This is a genomic window from Minwuia thermotolerans (assembly GCF_002924445.1).
Lineage (GTDB): Bacteria > Pseudomonadota > Alphaproteobacteria > Minwuiales > Minwuiaceae > Minwuia > Minwuia thermotolerans.
Window position 1 is genome coordinate 161,211 of record NZ_PIGG01000065.1, and the last position, 18,964, is coordinate 180,174.

An 18,964-nucleotide genomic window follows, 5' to 3' on the forward strand; every position below is an offset into this window, starting at 1 on the left:
GCAATGCCGTCTCGTGCCGCTTTTTTCGCTTCGCAGGCAGATTGCGTCGAATGACCCGGGTACTTCTTCGAAGCCCGCGCCTGACAATTTGCCTGCAGCCACGAATATAGCCATAGGGCGGGGGAAATTCAATCATGGATTTCGGCAGGGACCGAGAAGGGACTGGCAGCGGTTTTCCGGGAACGCCAGGCTGGCCTGCCGCATCGGTCCCGCGGCGGAAATGCTCGGCGGCAGCGGGTGAAACGGCCGACAAGGCCGGTCCGTCCGCGCGAATTGCCTCGCGAATATGTGCCCCCGGCGCAAAATTCGATGGTATCGCGCTCAATCGATATAAAAAATTGCTCGAAACAATTTTGAAAACTGAAAAAAATAAAATGCAAAATACAAATAAAAAAATCTATCGTTGCGGCAACTTGATTTATAATGTACACGTATTTTGAAGTTACGGCAGCTGAAATTTAAGGAATTTATGCATGAATACCCCCGTATGGACCAAACCAGCCCTTTTCGGCGCGGCCGGTGGCGCAGCGCTTCTCGCCCTGGTCGGCTTTGCCTGGGCTGGCTGGGAGACAGCCGATTCCGCCGAGCAGATGGCAACGCAGCGCGCCCACGCGGAGGTGGTGGCCGCGCTGGTGCCCTTCTGTGTGCAGAACGCCGGTGCGGACCCGCAGCGGGTCGCGGTGCTGACACGGATGAAGGCGGCGCCGACCTATTCCCGCGCCGAGATGCTGATGGAGAGCGGCTGGGCGACGATGCCCGGCGACGAGCGGCCCGACCGCAGTCTCGCCAACGCGTGCCTGGACCGGCTGGCCACCGAATTCTAGGGACTGTCGTCACCCGGGCCGGACTGTTTCCGCGCGGCCTGCACCGCCCGCTCCAGCCGGTCGAGGAAGCGCGAGCGGTCCGCCCTGCCGAACGGGCGGCCGCCGCCGCCGGTCCAGAGGGGATTGGCCGCGCGGATGTCAGCCATCAGGTTCCGCGCCGCGAGCTGGGCCCCGATGTTGTCGGGCGTGAAGGCGTCGCCGTTGTGGCGGATGGCCATCGCGCCCCGCTCCAGGCAGCGGCCGGCCAGCGGTATGTCGCCTGTAATGCAGATGTCGCCCGGTCCGGCGCGCTCGGCTATCCAGTCGTCGGCCGCGTCGGCGCCCTCGGCGACGATCACCGTCTTTACCAACGGATCGCGGCTGGGTCTGAGGCCGCCATTGGAGACGACGTAGACCTCCAGCCCGTGCCGCGCGGCCACGCGCTCGACCTCCTGTCTGACGGGGCAGGCGTCGGCGTCTACGAAGATGCGGGTCATGTTGAGCCTCAGGTCGCCCAGCCGCCGGCCAGAGGGATGATCTGGCCGACCATGTGGTTGCACCTTTCGCTGGCGAGGTAGGCGGCGAGTTCCGCGGTTTCCTCGGCCGCGCCCACCCGGTTGGTCGGCACGTTGCGTTTGACGTGCTCGAGGAACTTCGCGTTGTCCAGAATGTCGTCGGGATAATAGGTGTCGTTGTTGATGTAGTTCTGCGCGATGGCGTTGGCCTGGATGTTCTCGCGCGCCAGTTCGAGTCCCAGGGCCTTGATGAAGCCGTTCTGCGCGCCGCGCGCGGCGCAGTAGGCGGCGTTGTTGGGAATGCCACGGAGCGGCGCCGCGCTAGTCACGGCAATGATCCTGCCCGACCGCCGCTCCCGCATCTGCGGAACCACCGCGCGGACCACGTACATCAGCGGATCGACCATGGATTCGAACAGTCTCCGCCAGTCCGTATTGTCGATTGCCTCGACCGGCCCGGTCATCGGCGGTTCGGCCAGGTTGGCGACCAGAATGTCGATCCGGCCCGCGGCCGCCACCAGCGCCTCGCATTCGGCCTGGCTCTTCATGGGCTCGCCGCCCCGGATCACCGCTATGCCGAGTTCTTCGAACCTGCGGGCGATCGCCGGACCCATATAGCGCTCGGCGCAGGTGACGAGGGCGGTTCGCTTGGTCATGGTTCGGTTCCCGGAAGACGGATGATGGCGCGGCGGTGTCGACCGCCCGAAGCTAGATGAAGGCGCGCCGGGATGGAACCGCCGCGCGCCCTGCCGGTTGGAACCTGAGGCCACGCCAGCCATAGTGGCGGAAACCATGCCAATGAGGAGCGAGACCATGAGCGAGAAGCGCTGGAGCGTCTATCTGTCGGGCGAAATCCACAGCGACTGGCGCGAGCGGATCGAGAGCGGCATCGCCGAGGCCGGTCTGCCGGTCGATCTGAGCGCGCCGATCACCGTCCATGAGGACTCCGACGATTGCGGCGTCGCGATCTTCGGGGCCGAACCGGACAAGTTCTGGCACGACCGCAAGGGCGCGCAGCTCAACGCCATGCGCACCCAGACGTTGATCCGGGAGGCCGACCTTGTCGTCGTCCGCTTCGGGGAAAAGTACAAGCAGTGGAACGCCGCCTTCGACGCCGGTTTTGCGGCGGCTCTGGGCATTCCCTACATCACGCTCCATCCCGAGCAGCACGACCACGCGCTGAAGGAAGTCGACGGCGCGGCCAACGCCGTCGCCCGGGAGCCCGAACAGGTCGTGCAGGCGCTGGCCTACATCATTAGCGGACGGATGCCGGCGGTCATGTCGGGCACTCAGGCGGCGGAGTAGCGGTCAGCCCGCCGCCGCCTTGAGGCGGGGGGCGACGTCGCGCACGAACCGCTCCAGATGCGGGTTCATCTGAGCGGCGGTCATGCCCGGCGGCACGCCCCAGGTCACAAGATCCGTGACGCCGTACTCGGCGATGAAGGCGGACAGCTCGGCGACGCAGTGATCGACGTCGCCGACCACCCAGCTCTGAGGGATGCGGTCGACATCCCGGCTGGTGGCGAGACCGTCGCCGGATTCCCGGTTGAAGCGCAGATAGACCTCCATGCGGTAGCGCTCGGCCTGTTTCACCGCGGGCCAGTCCCGCTCCGGATCGTCGGTGACGAGACAGGACCGGATGATGCCGACGCGGCGGCTATCGGGATCGTGGCCGGCGGCGCGCATGTCCTCGCGCCAGGGATCGAGAACCTCTGCCCGCGGTCCCTGGGGCAGCAGGTTGGCGCCGAAGCGGGCGGCGCGCCGCGCCCCGGGCTCCGACATGGCGGCGATCCAGATGGGCGGGCCGCCTTCCTGGACATAGCCGGGCCGGATCTCGACATCCTCGAACCGGTATCGCTTGCCGGCGAAGCTGAACTTCTCGCCCGAGAAGCAACGCTGCAGCACCTCGATTCCTTCCTCGGTACGGGAGACGCGCTGCTTCACCGGAATGCCGAAGCCACGGAACTCGTGCGGCGCATAGCCCATGCCGATGCCGATCTCGATCCGTCCGTTCGACAGGTTGTCGATGACGGCCAGGTCCTCGGCCAGCCTGACGGGGTTCTGGAACGGCATCAGGCAGATGTCCGACGAGAAGCGGACATGCTTCGTCCGCGCGGCCATGGCCGCGGCCACTGGCGTCCATGACGGCAGGTAGCCGTCCTCCAGAAAGTGGTGCTCGGTGAACCAGACCAGGTCCAGGCCGAGGCCATCGAGCCAGGCGACCTGGTCCAGGATAGTGCCGTAGAGCTCGGTGTTGGCGATGCCGGAATCCGGCGGATTGCGGAAATCGTAGGCGACGCCGATCCGAAGCGGCGGTCGGGCCATGGTTTCTCTCCCCGTCTGTCTCTCTCCCGCAGGCGATCCTGACCGCATTCGTCCGCCGGGGCCAGAGGGTGCGGTGCGGCGCGGCGTTGACGATTTGTTAACCTGTCCGGGTTCTGCTGGCGGCATGAGCCGAGAAGTCTCTAGAGCGCGGAAGCGGTCGGCATGATCGTCGGACTGTCATCGACGCCTCCGGCGACGGTCGCGAACTCGACCGCCCGCTCGAGTCGCGAGGCGGCGCCCCAGGGCGTGCGTCCGGTGGCGGAGAGCCTCGCCGAGTACCGCGGCCGCGGCAACGGATTCGCCGAGGCCCGCGGCGGCTTCACCGTTGCCGGCGGGACGCTGGTGGCGGCCCAGGAAGAGGGCAGCCGCTCCCGCAAGCCGGCCGAAGAGCCGACGGTTGAGCCGCGATCGGGCGCGCCCTCGGAACTCGGCCAGGAAGAGAAGAAGGAAGTCCGCGACCTGCAGGCCCAGGACCGTGAGGTCCGCGCCCATGAACAGGCGCACGCCCGCGCCGGCGGCCGCTACGCCAGCGCGCCGGAATACGAACTCGAACGCGGCCCGGACGGGCGGAGCTACGCCACCGGCGGCCATGTCTCCATTTCGACCAGTCCGGTGCCCGGCGATCCGCAAGCGACCGTCGACAAGATGGATATTGTCCGCAAGGCGGCCCTGGCTCCGGCCGAGCCGTCGGGGCAGGACCGCCGCGTGGCCGCCGACGCCACGGCCAAGCGCAATGCGGCCCGGGCCGAGATCGCCGCCCAGACGGCCGAGGAGGCCGGAGCGCGCTTCGACGAGGGCGGCGAGGTGAAGGCGCCGGAGCCCCGCGAAGCCGCCGATATCCCGACCGGCGAGGCGGCGGCCACGGCCGGACCTCAGTCCGCCGGCGATTCCATCGGGGCCGAGGCCCGGGACGAACAGGGCGATGGCGCGGCAACCGACGGCTTGGGCGCCGTGGACGACCGCAAGTCGCGCGCCGAAGGCTTCATGGCGGCCTTGTCCCAGGGGATCGACCGCATCGCCGGCATTGCGACGGGCGGCATGACCCGTCTGGAGGCGCAAGCCATGCCGGCCGCGGCAGCAGAGGCCGCCGCGCCTGTCAGGCGGACGGGTGTCGATATCCGGGTCTGACCGGCGCCGGAGCCGGCTTGAACGGCGCGCCCTCCGCCCCAACCTCTTCCACAAGGGTAGCGTCCCCCTGGCTCACGCGTTGATGGAGGCAAGCCATGGCCTACTGGATCAATACGGACGAGGCGCGCATTCAGCCGAATGTCGATGGAATCGCCGATCAGGTGCGGAAGCGCAAACGGTCGGTCGCCTCGCTTGTTGGTCATGTCCGCCGGCCCCACGGCGATGGCGAGCGGATGAACAGGGCCTTCCGTGAGCGCGCGCGGAACCCGGGCAGAACGCAGCGCGACGCCGAGCCCTTCCTCGACCTTGCGCGGCGGCGGGACGACATCTTCGAAACGGCGACCTATGCGCCGGGCCGTCAGTTGCCGTCGGGCAGCGCATCCGCGGTGGCGAAGCGCCGAAAGGACTGAGCGGACCCGACGCGAGCCGCCCGCGCGCGTCTTGAAGCGTGGACGCGGCGCGGTCAGAGTGTCGGCGGGATCCGGTGACGGTCCCCTCCTTCACCGCGTCCGGAGGCCCGCCAGGTGAATTTCTTCGAGATCGCCGCCATTCTGGTCTGTCTGGCCGCAGGTTTCGGCGTCCTCAACCAGTTTTCCCTGCGCCTGCCCAACACGATCGGCCTGGTCGTCATCGGCCTCGTCGCGTCCCTGATCCTGATCGGCCTCGACGCCGTGATACCGGGTTTTTCTCTCGACGACAGGGTGCGCAAGGAACTGTTCGGCATCGATTTCGCCGACACCCTGCTGGAGGGCATGCTCGGCTTCCTGCTGTTCGCCGGTGCGTTGCATGTCGACTTCGATGCGCTGCGCAAGGAGAAGTGGGCCGTCGCTTCCATGGCGACCATCGGCGTGCTCACCTCTGCGGCCCTGGTGGCGACGGGGTTCCACTTTCTCGCCGGGGTCCCCTTCATCATCGCGTTGGTCTTCGGCGCCCTGATCTCGCCGACCGATCCGGTCGCCGTGCTCGGCCTGCTGAAGCGCATCAAGGTGCCGCATTCGCTGGAGACCAAGATCGCGGCGGAAAGCCTGTTCAACGACGGGGTGGCCTATGTGCTCTTCCTGATCGTCACGGCGCTGGCCTTCGGCGGCCATGAGTCCACGCTCGGAGCGGTGGATGTGGCGCGGCTCTTCGTGGTTGAGGTCGGTGGCGGCGCGGTCCTCGGCGGCGTGGCAGGCTGGCTCGTCTTCCAGGCGATGCGGCGCATGGACGACTATGCGCTGGAGGTATTGCTCACCCTCGCTCTGGTGATGGGAACCTACGCTCTGGCGATCCGCCTGCACGTCAGTGGCCCCATCGCCGTTGTCGTGGCCGGTCTGCTGATCGGCCACAGCGGCGTCCGCTACGGCATGAGCGAGAATACTCGCGAACATGTCGAAGCCTTCTGGCGGATGATCGACGAGATTCTGAACGCGGTGCTGTTCCTGCTGGTCGGTCTGGAAGTGCTCGCCGTCGCCTTCCACACCGAAGACATCATACTGGGCCTCGTCTGCATCCCTCTGGTCATCGCGGCGCGGTTCCTGGCGGTCGGGCTGCCGGTCACTGTCCTGCGCCTGCGCCGTACTTTCACCACGGGTGCGATTCCCATGCTCACCTGGGGCGGCCTGCGCGGCGGCATCTCCGTGGCGCTGGTGCTTTCACTGCCCGACGAGAGCGAATACAAGCCGCTGCTGCTGACGGTCACCTATGTGATCGTCATTTTCTCGATCATCGTCCAGGGCCTGACGATGGAGAACGTGATCCGCTATTTTCTCGCCAGGAAGAACCCCGAGCCCGAATGAGGCGCCGCCGCCTCAGGGCTTCTGGAACTCCTGGAATTCCAGGATCGTGCGATCGGGATCGTAGCAGCAGAACACCTTCTGGCGCGTGCCGCCCATGGCGAGCATCGTCGGCGCGGTGAAGCATTCCGCGCCGGCGGCCACGGCGGCCTGATAGGCCCCGTCACAGTCCTTCACCCGGAAGCAGAGCCGCGCCATGCCCATCTGGGTCATGTGCGCGGGCGCGCCGCCGGGCTTCGGCTCGATCCACTCGATCAGGTCGAGGATCGTCGCGCGCGCATCGTCGCCGAGGCGCAGGAAGGCCGCGCGCATCCTCGCGGTCGGATCGACGCCGAGAATCTCCGCCAGGCCGGGCGTCCGTTCGCCGATCGTCCGGTCGCGGCCGTCCGCCGGCTCATCCATGCTGAAATCGTTGATCACCTTGAACCCCAGCGCCTTGTAGAAGGCAACGGAACGATCGAGATTGCTGCAGTTCACGTTGATATGGAACATCTGCAGGTTGTTCCGGTCCATCGGCAGTGTCATCCGCGTCTCCCCTTGCGGCTCCCTCTCCTCCGTCCGCAGCCTATCGACGAGCGGCCCGGTGGCCAACAACATGGCAGGGTCGTGTACATCGCGGTTGGTGTGGCGCCGGGGCGGGCCTACACTGAACGAACGTTAAGGGCGACCACGGGGGAAGGCGGTCGTGTCCAGTCCGATACTTCATCATTACGGCATCTCTTCATATGCGGAGAAGGTCCGGCCCATGCTGGGTCTGAAGCGGCTTGCCTGGTCGGGCGTCGAAATCCCCTCGACGCTGCCGAAGCCGGATCTGGTGCCGCTGACCGGGGGTTACCGCAAGACGCCGGTCATGCAGATCGGCGCCGACATCTACTGCGACACGCGGCGGATCGCCGAAGAACTGGAGCGGTGCTGGCCGGAGCCGTCGATCATGGCGGGCGGCCGGGGGCTCGCCAATGTGATGTCGGCTTTCGCCGAGGGGCCGTCCTTCTGGACCCTGGCGGTCTACGTGATGGGGGCCAATGCCGACGTCATGCCGGCTTCGTTCCATGAGGATCGGGCCCGCATGCGGGGCGCGGCGGGCGCCGACATCAAACGCATCAAGGCCTCGGTGCCGCGCCATCTGGAACAGCTCCGGCCGCGGCTTGCCTGGATGGCGGACCTGTTTCGCGACGGCCGCCCGTTCGTCGCCGGTGATCGGCCGGGGCTGGCGGATTTCACGCTCTACCATCCGCTCTGGTTCATCCGCGTCAACGGCCCGGGCGTTGCGCGCGTTCTCGAACCGCATCCGGCGCTGATCGCCTTCATGGATCGCATTGCCGCGATCGGCCACGGCGAGATGCGCGCGATGAGCGCCGAAGCCGCCCTGGACGCCGCACGCGAGGCCATGCCGGAGCCGCCGGCTGGCGTCATGGCCAACGCCGAAGGCTGGCGCGAGGGCGACCTTGTCGAAGTGACGCCGACGGACTATGGCCGCGAGCCGGTCGCCGGCATGCTGAGGGGGTACGGCCCGGAAGGGATTACCCTGGTTCGCGAAGACGACAGGGTGGGTGAGGTGGCGGTGCATTTTCCCAGGGTCGGTTTCGCGATCCGCCATGCGCGGGCGTTGTGTGACGCAGCGTAGCATTTCATGCAACGATGTGTGGTTTACTACTTGACAGAAAAACCTACCGATGAGTATATTAATGGCCAGAAACTGTGGGGAGGACCCTCTGCCGCGCTCCAGATGCGACGGCTGGTCCGCATCGGCCGAAAATGGCCGGAAAGCATTCAGGAACAGGAGCAGATGGTGACCGACAAGAACAAGACACACTATGAGGCCATTGTGATAGGCGCCGGCGTGTGCGGCATCTATCAGATCAAGCGCCTCGCCGATATGGGCATGGACGCGACCGTGCTGGAGGCCGGGGGCGATCTCGGCGGCACATGGTATTTCAACCGCTATCCGGGCTGCCGTTTCGATTCGGAGAGCTACACCTACGGCTACACGTTCTCGCAGGAACTGCTGGACGAGTGGCACTGGGTCGAGGCCTATTCGCCGCAGCCGGAGAACCTGAAGTATCTGAACTTCGTTGCCGACAAGTTCGACCTGCGCAAGTACATGCAGTTCAACGTCTTCGTGAAGTCGGCGCACTGGGACGAGGCGGAGAACCTCTGGCGTCTTGGCCTGGACGACGGGCGCACCCTGACGACCCGCTTCCTGGTCATGGGCCTCGGTCTGCTTTCGCAGCCGACCATGCCGCGCGTCGAAGGTATCGACGACTTCAAGGGCCAGTCCTTCCACACCTATTACTGGCCGCACGAAGGCGTGGACCTGAAGGGCAAGAAGGTCGGCATCATCGGCACCGGCGCCACCGCCATCCAGGTGATCGGCGAGATCGCCGACAAGGTGGGCGAACTGACCGTGTTCCAGCGCCGGCCGAACTGGGCCGCGCCGCTGAACAACTACCGGATCGACGACGAAAAGATGGCGGAGATCCGCGCGCGCTATGACGAGATCTTCGCCAACTGCGCCAAGTCGCCGGGCGGCTTCGAGCATCAGCCCGACCGGCGCGGCTTCTGGGAAGTCACGCGGGAGGAGCGGATCAAGCTCTGGGACCGTCTTTATGACGAGCCGGGCTTCGGCATCTGGCTGCAGAACTTCCGGGAAATCTTTACCGACGAGAAGGCGAACGCGGAGTTCTCCGAATACATCGCCGACCGTATCCGCCAGCGCGTCAACGACAAGGAACTGGCCGAGAAGCTGATTCCGCGCGACCACGGCTTTGGCGTCCAGCGCGTGCCGCTGGAGACCAACTACTACGAGGCCTACAACCGCGACAACGTGCATCTGGTCGATCTCTCCGAGACGCCGCTCAAGCGGATCACGGAGAAGGGGATCATGACCTCCGACGACGTCGAGCGCGAGTTCGACATCATCATCTACGGCACGGGCTTCGACGCCATCACCGGCGCCTACGATCACATCGACATCCGTGGCGTCGGCGGCGAGCGCCTGAAGGCCAAGTGGGACGAGGCGATCCAGACCTATCTGGGCATGTTCATCCACGGTTTCCCGAACATGTTCCTGCCGGCCGGACCGCAGTCAGGCTCTGCGTCGACCAACTACCCGCGCGGCATCGAGACCGGCGTGAACTGGGTCAGCGACATGCTGGAATACGTCCAGGAGCGGGGCTATACCCGCGTCGAGGCGAGCGCCGAGGCCGAGAAGGAATGGACCGACCATGTGGTCCAGATGTACTCGGTCATGCTGATGCGGAAGGCCAAGTCCTGGTTCACCGGCTACAACTCGAACGTCGAGGGCCACGAGGCCGGCAATCCGCGCTATCTGGTCTACAACGGCGGCGCGCCGAAATACGTCCAGCGTATCAAGCAGGTCGCCGGCGCGGGCTATGAGGGCATCGAGATGACCTCCGGCGAGGCCTATGCCGCGGCCCTGAACGCCCAGCGCGTGGGCGACGCCGCCGACTGACGGCACTGCCAATTGCCCTCTGTAGCGTTGCAGACGGCCGGCTTCCATCGGGAAGCCGGCCGTTTCGCGTTTCAGGCGGCGTGGCCCTGCCAGGCGGCTTCGTCCGGATGGCGGAGGTGCCAGTCGGTCCGCGCCTGCCAGGCCATGCCGGCGCGCAACGCCGCCGCCTCCTCGAACGGCCGGCCGATCAGCTGGAACGCCAGGGGCAGACCCAGGCGGCTGAAACCGCAGGGCAGGGTGAGCGCCGGCTGCCCGGATAGCGTGAAGGGCAGGGTGAAGCGGAAGACATCGCCCTGATCGAAGAAGTCGCCTGACAGTGCGTGAGTCAGCCGGGCCGGCGGCGCCGGCGCGGGTGTCGGCGGCAGGATCAGCAGATCGACCTCCTCGTGCAGCGCGGCCAGCCGCCCCGTCCAGTTCCGACGGCGTTCGTGCGCCTCTGCGAGTTCGACGCCCGTCAGGCGTTGCCCGATGCGGATGAGCTCCGCGAGGTGCGGGCCATAGTCGTCCTCGCGTCCCGGAAACAGGTCGCGGTGCGCCAAGGCGACGTCGGCATGCAGGATTGCCGCGCCGGCGCGGATCGCCTCCCCGCGGTCGGGGGCATCGACATTCACCCGGACGGCGCCGGCACGCTCCAGTTCTGCCGCCGCTTCCAGAACCGATTTGCTGAGTTCCGGATCGACCCCGTCGGTGATCCAGCGTTCGTCGACGCCGATCCTGAGCCCTTCGATGCCCTGATCCAGACCGGCAAGATCGCCGCTGATCGAACGCCGTACAGCCGTCGGATCGGCCTCGTCAGGCCCGGCGATGACGCGCAGCATCGAGGCGGCGTCTTCCGCGCTCCGCGTCATCGGTCCCAAATGGTCCAGCGTCGCCGAAAGCGGGAACACCTTGGCGCGCGAGACCCGGCCATAGGTCGGCTTCAGGCCGGTCACGCCATTGAAGTGCGACGGGGCGCGTATCGAGCCCGCGGTGTCCGATCCCAGCGCGCCGAAGCAGAGACCGGCGGCTACGGCGACCCCGGAGCCGCTGGACGACGCGCCCGACCAGTAGTCGGGGTTCCAGGGGTTCTTCGGCTGCGGCGTCTCGGGGTGGTGCACCGCGCTGGCGCCCTCGGTCATCACCAGCAGGCCCAGGATCACCGCGCCGGCTTCCTCCAGCCGCCGCACGACCGTCGCGTCCGTCTCGGCGACCCGCTCGCGCATCACCTTCGTGCCGGCGGCGGTGCGCACGCCCTTCATGTCGCAGAGCGCCTTGACGGCGACCGGCACGCCGGTCAGCGGTCCTGCTTCGCCTGCGCGCCAGGCCGTCTCGGCCCGCGCCGCCTGAGCCATCGCCCGCTCGGCGGTCACTTCGTCATAGCTGCCGAGCAGCGGGTCGACCGTCTCGATCCGGTCCAGCATGGCGCACGTCACCTCTACGGGCGAGACGGCGCCGCTGCGGAAATCGCCGGTCAGTTCCGCCGCCGATTTCCAGTGCAGTTCCGCGCTCACAGCCGGATCGCTCCGTCGGCGCGGCGGGGCCGTGGCTGGCGGTGCAGGCCTGCCGCCATCTCCTCGGGCGTGAAGCCGATCAGGCCGTGGCGGCCAATGCCATACCGGATCACCGCCTCGTCCACCGTCTCGCGGAAGTCCGGCAGGTCGAGCCAGATGCGCAGCAGCAGACGCTTCTCGGCTTCCGCTTCGATCGGGGCGTGGGCCGCGCGCCCGTGCAGAACGGTCAGGTTGTTGCAGAACTGGATGTCGCCCTTCTCGAAGGGAAACTCGAAGCGGGCTTCGTGGCCAATCTCGTCGATCAGGTCGAAGATCTCGCGCTCCTCCGCCGTGACCAGGCTTTCGTCATTCGTGGCGGCGCTTTCGATCCAGTTGCGGTTGTAGCGGCAGGAAAGCTGCCCTGCCGCGAGTGAGAACAGCGGCACGCGGTACTCGGAATACGGCGCTTCCCAGCCGAGCTGCTCGCCCATGCGCGACCAGTGAAAGCCGGCCATCAGCCGCTCCAGCGCCTCGGGACCGCGTTCCAGCAACGTATTGTAGATCTGTCCGGCGCTGCCGACGCGGCTGTGCGGCGAGTCCGGCGCCTGGCGGACGCAGAACAGCGAGACCACGTCGGTCAGATCGACATGCAGGCGCGATTCCTTCGGCAGACCGACGCCGCGGGTGCCCTGGTTGGGCCTGAGCGCCCCATCGGTGACGTAGTGGATCAGCGTCGCGTCGCTGTTCTGTGTCAGCGGCTGACCAAGCTGCACGCAGAGGCCGAAATAGAGCATGTCGAGATCGGCAAGGTCGTGGCCGTCGACCGGGAAGCCGTGCAACAAGGCGAAGCCGCGCCCGTCGCGCAATTCCGACTCGATCCGCCGCATCGTCGCGCCGAGCCCTGGCAGGCGGAAATTGTCCGCCGTCAGATCGGCATAGGCGAGCCCTTCGGTCTTCGCCTTCGCCAGCGCGTCTTCCAGTTCGCGGACATCTGCCGGTTCCAGGCCGAACTCGAAACTGCGATCCACTTCCAGGTCGCGGCCGTGCCAGACGCTCCGGCCGCTGACGGGTTTCAGGTCATGGTTGGTCATCCGACGCCTCCCCAGTCGTCAGGCGGGTGAAACCCGCTGAAGTGTCAGTATAGGAAGTGGGCGGTCACTCCGAAAGACGGCCCCGGCGGGCGGCGATGTGCCGTTTGACAGCAGCCTGGCCGGGAAGCACGCTTGAACGCGGGGAGATATCTGGCAAGGACAGGGGAGATCCGGCCATGAGCATACCGATCGGGGAATGGGGCGTCAGGCTCTGCGAGAAGGTCGACGGCGCGCTGGCCGCCGGCGATCTGGCGGCGGCGCGGCGGCTGGTGCAGGACGGCGACGGGGAGACCCGAAGCCTCGCCAAGGAATACGCCATGATGGTGGGCGGCCTCGGCATCACGGTCCGGATTATCGCCGATCTCGCCGTCTCGACCCTGGAACGCCGACCGGATGCCGCAGCGGCCAACGGCATCACGGCGCTGATTCACCGCTTCAGGCAGGACATCGGAAACCTCTATGGCGTGGGCGTCGACGCGGCAGATGGCGCGGCGGGCGAGGCGGCGGCGCTGCCCGAGACCTATGCTGCCTGCCTGAAAGCCTTCCACGAGGACCACGGCGCGCTGGCGAAGGAGATCGTCGCCCGCATCGACGAAGGCGACGCCGAGGCCGCACGAGAGGTGCTCCGCAGGCGTGAGACGGCGCATTACGTACCCTTTCACGATCGCATCATCCGCTTCATGGCCGACAGCTTCGCCTGGGCGCTACAACATTTTGGCGAGGACGAACTTCTGAGGTTCCAGCTCGACCTGGCCGAGGGACAGCGAGCCGGCTTCGAGGCTTGGGAAAAGCTGCCGACGGCCGAATTCGCCCGGATCAGCGCCTTCCTTCTGAAGCAGCACATGAGCCATGTCGCCGTCACCGAGGAGTCGGACCGCTTCATCATCGAGATGGATCCCTGCGGTAGCGGCGGCCGTCTGCGGAAGTCCGGCAGCTATGCTGGGGAGGGTGGCGACCTGCCCTTTGTCGAGGAAGCCGGTCCGCTGACCTTCGGCCGGGAACGCCTGCCGGTCTACTGCACCCATTGCCCGATCTGGAACGGCTCCGCGACCCTGCGCTGGTTCGGCCGGGCGCAATGGGTCTTCGCCGATCCAGCGCGCGCCGATGGCGGTTGCACCGTGCATCTCTACAAGCAGGCAGGCTACACGCCGCCCGACTATGCGGCGAAGGTCGCCATCGAGGAGAAATGAGTTGAGCCGCAGCATCGCGCAGACCGTTACCGCGCACCAGCAGCGCGAGGGAGCGGGCTTTCTGGTGCGCCGGCCCGTGCCCACCAGGGGGCTGGACCAGGTCGATCCGTTCCTGATGCTGGACGAGGTCGGTCCCGTCGACTACGGACCGGGGGAGGCGCTCGGCGCGCCTGATCATCCGCACAGGGGATTCGAGACCGTCTCCTACATTCTGCAGGGCGAGAAGCTGCACGAGGATTCCACCGGCAAGACCCAGCTGATCCGCGCCGGCGACGTGCAGTGGATGACCGCCGGCGCCGGAATCGTCCATTCGGAGCTGCCCTCGCCGGAAATGCAGCGGGCGGGCGGCACGGCGCACGGCTTCCAGATCTGGGTCAACCTGCCGGCCCGGGAGAAGTTCGCGGAGCCCGGCTACCAGCATCTTGCCGGCGCCGAAATTCCGCGCGCGGCGAGTCCGGACGGGCGCATCGAGGTGGTGGTCATTGCCGGCGAGGCCTTCGGTGTAGCGGCGAAGATCGGCACGCGGACGCCGATCTGGCTGCAGGACTGGCGCGTCGGCGCCGGCGCGGAGGCGGAAATCGCCATCCCGACGGACTTCAACGCCGCCGCCTATGTCTTCGACGGCACGGTATCCTTTGGTCGGGAACGCGAAACGGTCGAACGCGGCCAGATGGCCGTCTTCGGGCCGGGCGCCTCGCTGACCGTGTCGGGGGCCGGCGAGGGCGGGCGTTTCCTGCTGTTGGGCGGCACGCCCATCGGCGAACCCGTGGCGCGCTACGGTCCCTTCGTCATGAACTCGGAGGAAGAGATCCACGCCGCCGTCCGCGACTACCAGTCCGGCCGCATGGGTGAGATCGAACGCGTCTGACAGTCGCTGCCGCCGCCTTGCGCCTGCGGTGCGGAGCCTCGACCTAGGATTGGAGCCGATCACCCGTTCCGAGCCTGGAGGACGCAAGGCGCGGCCATGGAAAACGAGTCCGAGACGGAGACCGCCGCGCAACTGGATCGCCATCTCGAACGTCTGGCGGAACTACTGCCCGACCTCGCTGGCGCGCTCGTCCTGTTGCTGGCGTTCGTTCTGGTCGGCTGGATCATCGGCCGTGCGCTGGGGTCGCTGGTCCGCCGCCGGGGCGACCGCATCCACGCCAACTTCGTCAGTCGTCTGCCGGTCTGGATATTCGCCTTCCTGGGGGTGCTGCTGGCCACCGATCTGCTCGGCTGGGAAAATCTGGCCGCCGGTCTGCTCGCCGGCGGCGGGATGACGGCGTTGATTCTCGGCTTTGCCTTCCGCGGCGTCGGCGAGAATTTCCTGGCGGGTTTCTTTCTTGTCTTTTCCCGTCCCTTCCGCATCGGCGATCTCATTCAGTCGGGCGACCTGCCGCAAGGCGCGGTGACGGCTGTGGACCTGAGAAACACACATGTCCGCACCGCCGACGGCCGAGACATCTACATACCGAATTCGATCATCTTCAATTCGCCGCTGATCAACTTCACCCGGGACGGGCTGAGGCGGCCGACCTTCACCCTGGGCGTCGACTACCGCGCGCCGCTGCCGGAGGTTCGGGCGGCGATCGTCGCCCGGGTCGCCGGACTGGAGGGCGTACTGGAAACGCCGGAGCCGCGGGTGACGATCGCCAGCTACGAGGCCACCCATGTCATGCTGGAGGTCTGGGTCTGGATCGACACCTTCCGTGGCGCAGACTTCGCTTTGGTGCGCACCGCCGCGATGGAAGCGGCGCGCTCGGCCGTGCTCGACAATGGCTGGAAACTGAGCGCCGACGTCTCGAGCGCGGTCGAACTGGTGGACGGCCGCCCGTCGGAAAGCGGCCGCTGAGCCGCCCGTCTCGCGCGGGCCGCCATGCGCGTGCGCGGCCCTTGCCGGCGTCCGCAGGCCCCTTCATTAATCCGGGGCGACGCGGACGGCGGAGTAGGCCGTTCGGCAACTGCGATCCAAGGGGAGGACGGCAATGGCCGATGGCGAAACCGGCGACGAGAATGTAGGCAGCGTGACCGGCGTGTTCCGGGAGCGGCGGCGGAAGATCCGCGAGGAGATGGGCGGCGCCGAGCGCATCGCGAGGCTGCACGATCGCGGCGCTCTGACCGTCCGCGAGCGCATTGACCGATTTCTTGATCCCGACAGCTTCATCGAACTCGGAACCTTCGCCCGGTCGGAGCGGCCCGAGGACGCTGCGACCTCGCCCGGCGACGGCAAGATCGGCGGCTATGGCACGGTCGATGGCCGCACGGTCTGGGTCGGTGGCGACGACCTGACCGTCAAGCGCGGTTCCAGCTCGGTGGTCGGCAGCCGCAAGAAGACGCGCATGCTGCAGCAGGCTGTGGAGCACGGCCATCCCTTCGTCTTCTTCGCCGAGACCGGCGGCGCGCGCATTCCCGATACCCTGGGCTCGGAGGGCTTCGTGAAGGTCACGCCCAGCGTCGAGACCCACCGGCGCAACCGCTCGGTTCCGCTGGCGACGGCGATCCTGGGCAATTGCTTCGGCGGTGGCACATTCCAGGGCGCCTTCTCCGACTTCGTCGTGCAGCTGAGGGGTTCCTGCATGGCGGTAACCAGCCCGCGCGTGGTGGAGATCGCCACGGGCGAGAAGATCAGCTTCGAGGATCTGGGCGGCACCGAGGTGCACGAAAAGGTCACCGGCATGATCGACCGGGTCGCCGAAACCGAGGACGAGGCCTTCCAGCTGATCCGGGATTTCCTCTCCTACCTGCCGTCGAACGCCTGGGAATTGCCCCCGGAGCACGACTGGCCCGGCCTCGCGGATGTCGACGAGACGATCTACGACCTGGTGCCGATGCGCCGCACCCGCGCCTACGACATGCGCCGGGTGCTGCGCTACCTGGCGGACGACGACCGCATCTTCGAGCTGAAACCGCGCTTCGGCGGCAGCATCATCACGGCTCTGTCGCGCATGGGCGGACGGACTGTGGGATTCGTCGCCTCCCAGCCGCTGCACTACGCCGGCGCGCTCTCACCGGGCGCGTGTGACAAGATCACGGCGTTCATCTGTCTCTGCGACGCCTTCAACATCCCGCTCGTCTTCCTGCAGGACGTACCCGGATTCATGGTCGGGTCCAAGGTGGAGCACGACCGGTTGCTCAGCCGCGCCATCATGATGGTGGAAGCGCTGTCGATCTGCCGGGTGCCGCGTATCTCGCTGGTCTTCCGCAAGGCTTTCGGGCTGGCCTACTTCGCCATGGGCGGCACCAACATGGGCTCCGATGTCGTCGCGGCCTGGCCGTCGGCCGAACTCTCCTTCATGGATCCGGACGTCGGCGTCAATGTCGTGCATGGCGGGCGGCTGGAACAGGCCGAGGACGCGGCGGCGGAGCGTGCGGCTCTGATTGAGCAGTGGACGGAGGATACCGACCCCTATGATGGCGCTGGCATTCTCGGCGTCGACGAGATTGTCGACCCGGCCGAGACCAAGCGCTGGCTGCAGTCGCAGATCCGCCGCTTGCGGGTGAAGCCGAAGCCCTGGGGGCAGCCCAACCCGCTGGCCTACTGGCCAACCTGCTACTGAGCGATCGCCGGACCTAGTCAGTCTCGTCGGTACGGCCGCGCAGGTAGCAGATCCAGTAAACGCCGGCGACGAGCAGGCCGCCGCCGGCGATGTTGCCCAGCGTTACGGGAACGAGGTTGCCGAGCAGGCCGGCGAGGTCGAATTCGCCGCCCGCCAGCATCCCGGCCGGGATCAGGTACATGTTGGCGACCGAATGCTCGAAGCCGAGCGCCACGAAGGCGGTGATCGGAGGCACGATTACCAGCACCTTGCCGGCGACATCGCGGGCGGCGAAGCAGAGCCACACCGCGAGACAGACCAACACGTTGCAGAGAACGCCGCGGGCAAACGCCTCCAGAGGGTTCAGGGAGAGCTTGGCGGCGGCGATCGCCGCCGCGGTGTCGCCGACCGCGCCGTCCGCCATGTCGTGGGTTCCGGCGAGCCAGACGAGGGCAAGGGTGCCCAGCGCCCCGGCCAGGTTGGCAGGATAGACCAGCGCCCAGTTCCGCAGCAGACGCGCCGTGCTCACCTGCCGCGCCGCCCAGGCCATGACCATCAGGCTGTTGCCCGTGAACAGTTCCGCGCCGCCGACGACCACCAGGATCAGGCCCAGCGAGAAAGCCGCGCCGCCGAGCAGCCGCGCGGGCCCGAACCCCAGCGGCGAGCCTGTCATGACGATGGTGTAGAGGACCGCGCCGAAGGCTATGAACGCCCCCGCCAGCAGGCCCAGGGTGAGGACGGAGACGGCGGGGAGCCTGACCTTGGCGACGCCGACGGTGCGGACGCGCACGGCCATCTCGGCCGGCGTATAGGCGTCCATGGGGTTGCCGGTCCCGTTCGGCGCTGGCGCGGTCACCGCGCTGCTACTTCTTCAACTGATATTCGCGCGTCGTTTCCTTGAAAAACACCGTCACCGGTTCGCCCCAGTCATAGGGCAGGTCGACCAGTTCGCCCGGCGTTGTACCGCTCGCGGCCAGCTCCAGCGCGTCGGTCAGAATCCGGCGCTGCTGGGCCCGGTCTTCGGGCCGGCCGAAGGCGTTGCCCATGGGAAAATTGACGAAGACCGTGCGCGGCGGCTTCACCTGCGCCGAGAGATCACGGCCGGTGGAGACGCAGACCGTGGGAATGCCCGCTTCCTCGACCGTGCGCGCCACCAGTCCGGCGGTTTGATGGTCCAGCGGGCAGGCCGGCACCAGGATCAGCAGGTCGACGCCGTCCTCTTTCAGTTCGTCGGCGAGCCAGGCGGCCTTTTCCAGTGTCGCCTGGCGCTTGTAGATGCGCCCCATGAAGCCGCTCCAGAGCCGGGGCGCGACGCTGCCGATGACGCCATCCGCCGCCAGTTCCCGCAGCCGTTCGATGGGGAACTGGCAATTGATATCGGCGTTGGCGTCCGTGTGGTCGTAATAGTTGTCGTTGATCTCGAAGCCGTCCGCCGGCCAGTCCGACGGCACTGCGTCAAGCCGCAGGTCGTTGCGTGCGTCCGGGTCGAAACCGGGCTCCCCGCGGCACGAAGCGCCCGAGGTGGTGAGCATGGACACGCGGCACGCGCCGAGCGGCTTTTCCAGCGGCGTCAGCGGCGCATGTTCGTTGATGGTCCACTGGTACGGCGGAAAGCCCAGCGACTGGTACTTCTCGTTCAGGCGTTCGACATAGCGGACCGGTTCCATGGCCTTCTCCC

General features: G+C 67.1%; 20 protein-coding genes. 12 read left to right on the top strand and 8 right to left on the bottom strand.

From position 1 onward, the window contains the following. Positions 1–134: 134 nt before the first annotated feature. Both CWC60_RS23340 and CWC60_RS19055 read left to right on the top strand, forming a co-directional pair. On the top strand, positions 135–440 hold the full coding sequence (locus CWC60_RS23340; RefSeq protein ID WP_125182825.1) for a hypothetical protein: 306 nt from the start codon (positions 135–137) through the stop codon (positions 438–440). A 33-nt stretch (positions 441–473) separates the two neighbouring features. Further along, positions 474–824 carry a hypothetical protein gene (locus CWC60_RS19055; protein ID WP_109795497.1) on the top strand — a complete coding sequence of 117 codons (351 nt, stop codon included), beginning with the start codon at positions 474–476 and terminating at the stop codon, positions 822–824. On the opposite strand, the gene CWC60_RS19060 is transcribed toward CWC60_RS19055, so the two are convergent. Together CWC60_RS19060 and CWC60_RS19065 are read right to left on the bottom strand one after the other, a co-directional pair. Continuing rightward, positions 821–1,300: a YaiI/YqxD family protein gene (locus CWC60_RS19060; RefSeq protein ID WP_109795498.1), complete on the bottom strand. Its 480-nt coding sequence runs from the start codon at positions 1,298–1,300 to the stop codon at positions 821–823. The two genes, CWC60_RS19055 and CWC60_RS19060, sit on opposite strands and share 4 nt — an antisense overlap. A gap of 8 nt (positions 1,301–1,308) precedes the next feature. Beyond that, positions 1,309–1,974, bottom strand: coding sequence for an SDR family oxidoreductase (locus CWC60_RS19065; RefSeq protein WP_206420044.1), 666 nt, complete (start codon positions 1,972–1,974; stop codon positions 1,309–1,311). Between the two features lie 157 nt (positions 1,975–2,131). Between CWC60_RS19065 and CWC60_RS19070 the strand changes: the two genes are divergently transcribed. Further along, positions 2,132–2,623: a YtoQ family protein gene (locus tag CWC60_RS19070; RefSeq protein WP_109795499.1), complete on the top strand. Its 492-nt coding sequence runs from the start codon at positions 2,132–2,134 to the stop codon at positions 2,621–2,623. A 3-nt stretch (positions 2,624–2,626) separates the two neighbouring features. On the opposite strand, the gene CWC60_RS19075 is transcribed toward CWC60_RS19070, so the two are convergent. Then, the gene (locus CWC60_RS19075; protein WP_164516637.1) at positions 2,627–3,643 is read right to left on the bottom strand and encodes an LLM class flavin-dependent oxidoreductase; all 1,017 of its coding nucleotides are present in this window, start codon (positions 3,641–3,643) and stop codon (positions 2,627–2,629) included. Between the two features lie 162 nt (positions 3,644–3,805). On the opposite strand from CWC60_RS19075, the gene CWC60_RS19080 reads away from it, so the two are divergent. From CWC60_RS19080 to CWC60_RS19090, 3 genes are all read left to right on the top strand, one after another. Further along, the gene (locus CWC60_RS19080; protein WP_109795501.1) at positions 3,806–4,771 is read left to right on the top strand and encodes a putative metalloprotease CJM1_0395 family protein; all 966 of its coding nucleotides are present in this window, start codon (positions 3,806–3,808) and stop codon (positions 4,769–4,771) included. Between the two features lie 95 nt (positions 4,772–4,866). After that, the gene (locus tag CWC60_RS23755) at positions 4,867–5,181 is read left to right on the top strand and encodes a hypothetical protein (RefSeq protein ID WP_164516638.1); all 315 of its coding nucleotides are present in this window, start codon (positions 4,867–4,869) and stop codon (positions 5,179–5,181) included. A 114-nt stretch (positions 5,182–5,295) separates the two neighbouring features. Next, positions 5,296–6,549 (top strand): cation:proton antiporter, encoded by a 1,254-nt coding sequence (locus CWC60_RS19090; RefSeq protein WP_109795503.1) that lies wholly within the window; start codon positions 5,296–5,298, stop codon positions 6,547–6,549. Between the two features lie 12 nt (positions 6,550–6,561). Here CWC60_RS19090 and CWC60_RS19095 read toward each other — a convergent pair whose 3' ends face one another. Beyond that, a complete protein-coding gene (locus CWC60_RS19095; protein ID WP_164516639.1) occupies positions 6,562–7,071 on the bottom strand; it encodes a VOC family protein in 510 nt (169 codons plus the stop codon). A 160-nt stretch (positions 7,072–7,231) separates the two neighbouring features. On the opposite strand from CWC60_RS19095, the gene CWC60_RS19100 reads away from it, so the two are divergent. Together CWC60_RS19100 and CWC60_RS19105 are read left to right on the top strand one after the other, a co-directional pair. Further along, positions 7,232–8,170 (top strand): glutathione S-transferase family protein, encoded by a 939-nt coding sequence (locus CWC60_RS19100; protein WP_125182827.1) that lies wholly within the window; start codon positions 7,232–7,234, stop codon positions 8,168–8,170. Positions 8,171–8,335: 165 nt separating this feature from the next. Then, positions 8,336–10,018, top strand: a complete 1,683-nt coding sequence (locus CWC60_RS19105) for a flavin-containing monooxygenase (protein ID WP_109795559.1) — start codon at positions 8,336–8,338, stop codon at positions 10,016–10,018. A gap of 71 nt (positions 10,019–10,089) precedes the next feature. On the opposite strand, the gene CWC60_RS19110 is transcribed toward CWC60_RS19105, so the two are convergent. After that, on the bottom strand, positions 10,090–11,508 hold the full coding sequence (locus CWC60_RS19110; protein WP_109795506.1) for an amidase: 1,419 nt from the start codon (positions 11,506–11,508) through the stop codon (positions 10,090–10,092). Continuing rightward, positions 11,505–12,578 (bottom strand): TauD/TfdA family dioxygenase, encoded by a 1,074-nt coding sequence (locus tag CWC60_RS19115; RefSeq protein WP_109795507.1) that lies wholly within the window; start codon positions 12,576–12,578, stop codon positions 11,505–11,507. The genes CWC60_RS19110 and CWC60_RS19115 overlap by 4 nt, the downstream gene beginning before the upstream one ends. Positions 12,579–12,754: 176 nt before the next feature. On the opposite strand from CWC60_RS19115, the gene CWC60_RS19120 reads away from it, so the two are divergent. The 4 genes from CWC60_RS19120 (at position 12,755) to CWC60_RS19135 (ending at position 17,307) form a co-directional block, all read left to right on the top strand. After that, complete coding sequence (locus tag CWC60_RS19120; RefSeq protein WP_109795508.1) at positions 12,755–13,768, top strand: hypothetical protein; 1,014 nt, start codon at positions 12,755–12,757, stop codon at positions 13,766–13,768. Between the two features lies 1 nt (position 13,769). After that, complete coding sequence (locus CWC60_RS19125) at positions 13,770–14,636, top strand: pirin family protein (RefSeq protein ID WP_206420045.1); 867 nt, start codon at positions 13,770–13,772, stop codon at positions 14,634–14,636. Between the two features lie 96 nt (positions 14,637–14,732). After that, positions 14,733–15,602 carry a mechanosensitive ion channel family protein gene (locus CWC60_RS19130; RefSeq protein WP_109795510.1) on the top strand — a complete coding sequence of 290 codons (870 nt, stop codon included), beginning with the start codon at positions 14,733–14,735 and terminating at the stop codon, positions 15,600–15,602. A gap of 133 nt (positions 15,603–15,735) precedes the next feature. Continuing rightward, positions 15,736–17,307 carry an acyl-CoA carboxylase subunit beta gene (locus CWC60_RS19135; RefSeq protein ID WP_109795511.1) on the top strand — a complete coding sequence of 524 codons (1,572 nt, stop codon included), beginning with the start codon at positions 15,736–15,738 and terminating at the stop codon, positions 17,305–17,307. Between the two features lie 13 nt (positions 17,308–17,320). On the opposite strand, the gene CWC60_RS19140 is transcribed toward CWC60_RS19135, so the two are convergent. Continuing rightward, the gene (locus tag CWC60_RS19140) at positions 17,321–18,142 is read right to left on the bottom strand and encodes a formate/nitrite transporter family protein (protein WP_206420046.1); all 822 of its coding nucleotides are present in this window, start codon (positions 18,140–18,142) and stop codon (positions 17,321–17,323) included. A gap of 7 nt (positions 18,143–18,149) precedes the next feature. Beyond that, positions 18,150–18,953: a glycine/sarcosine/betaine reductase selenoprotein B family protein gene (locus CWC60_RS19145; protein ID WP_109795512.1), complete on the bottom strand. Its 804-nt coding sequence runs from the start codon at positions 18,951–18,953 to the stop codon at positions 18,150–18,152. Positions 18,954–18,964 lie beyond the last annotated feature (11 nt).

What these genes read in the sequence shown, in the direction of transcription:
- CWC60_RS23340 (WP_125182825.1), top strand. Translation starts at nt 135, where the DNA reads ATGGATTTCGGCAGGGACCGAGAAGGGACTGGCAGCGGTTTTCCGGGA.
- CWC60_RS19080 (WP_109795501.1), top strand. Translation starts at nt 3,806, where the DNA reads ATGATCGTCGGACTGTCATCGACGCCTCCGGCGACGGTCGCGAACTCG.
- CWC60_RS19065 (WP_206420044.1), bottom strand. Translation starts at nt 1,974, where the DNA reads ATGACCAAGCGAACCGCCCTCGTCACCTGCGCCGAGCGCTATATGGGT.
- CWC60_RS19120 (WP_109795508.1), top strand. Translation starts at nt 12,755, where the DNA reads ATGAGCATACCGATCGGGGAATGGGGCGTCAGGCTCTGCGAGAAGGTC.
- CWC60_RS19070 (WP_109795499.1), top strand. Translation starts at nt 2,132, where the DNA reads ATGAGCGAGAAGCGCTGGAGCGTCTATCTGTCGGGCGAAATCCACAGC.
- CWC60_RS19130 (WP_109795510.1), top strand. Translation starts at nt 14,733, where the DNA reads ATGGAAAACGAGTCCGAGACGGAGACCGCCGCGCAACTGGATCGCCAT.
- CWC60_RS19055 (WP_109795497.1), top strand. Translation starts at nt 474, where the DNA reads ATGAATACCCCCGTATGGACCAAACCAGCCCTTTTCGGCGCGGCCGGT.
- CWC60_RS19115 (WP_109795507.1), bottom strand. Translation starts at nt 12,578, where the DNA reads ATGACCAACCATGACCTGAAACCCGTCAGCGGCCGGAGCGTCTGGCAC.
- CWC60_RS19060 (WP_109795498.1), bottom strand. Translation starts at nt 1,300, where the DNA reads ATGACCCGCATCTTCGTAGACGCCGACGCCTGCCCCGTCAGACAGGAG.
- CWC60_RS23755 (WP_164516638.1), top strand. Translation starts at nt 4,867, where the DNA reads ATGGCCTACTGGATCAATACGGACGAGGCGCGCATTCAGCCGAATGTC.
- CWC60_RS19145 (WP_109795512.1), bottom strand. Translation starts at nt 18,953, where the DNA reads ATGGAACCGGTCCGCTATGTCGAACGCCTGAACGAGAAGTACCAGTCG.
- CWC60_RS19075 (WP_164516637.1), bottom strand. Translation starts at nt 3,643, where the DNA reads ATGGCCCGACCGCCGCTTCGGATCGGCGTCGCCTACGATTTCCGCAAT.
- CWC60_RS19095 (WP_164516639.1), bottom strand. Translation starts at nt 7,071, where the DNA reads ATGACACTGCCGATGGACCGGAACAACCTGCAGATGTTCCATATCAAC.
- CWC60_RS19135 (WP_109795511.1), top strand. Translation starts at nt 15,736, where the DNA reads ATGGCCGATGGCGAAACCGGCGACGAGAATGTAGGCAGCGTGACCGGC.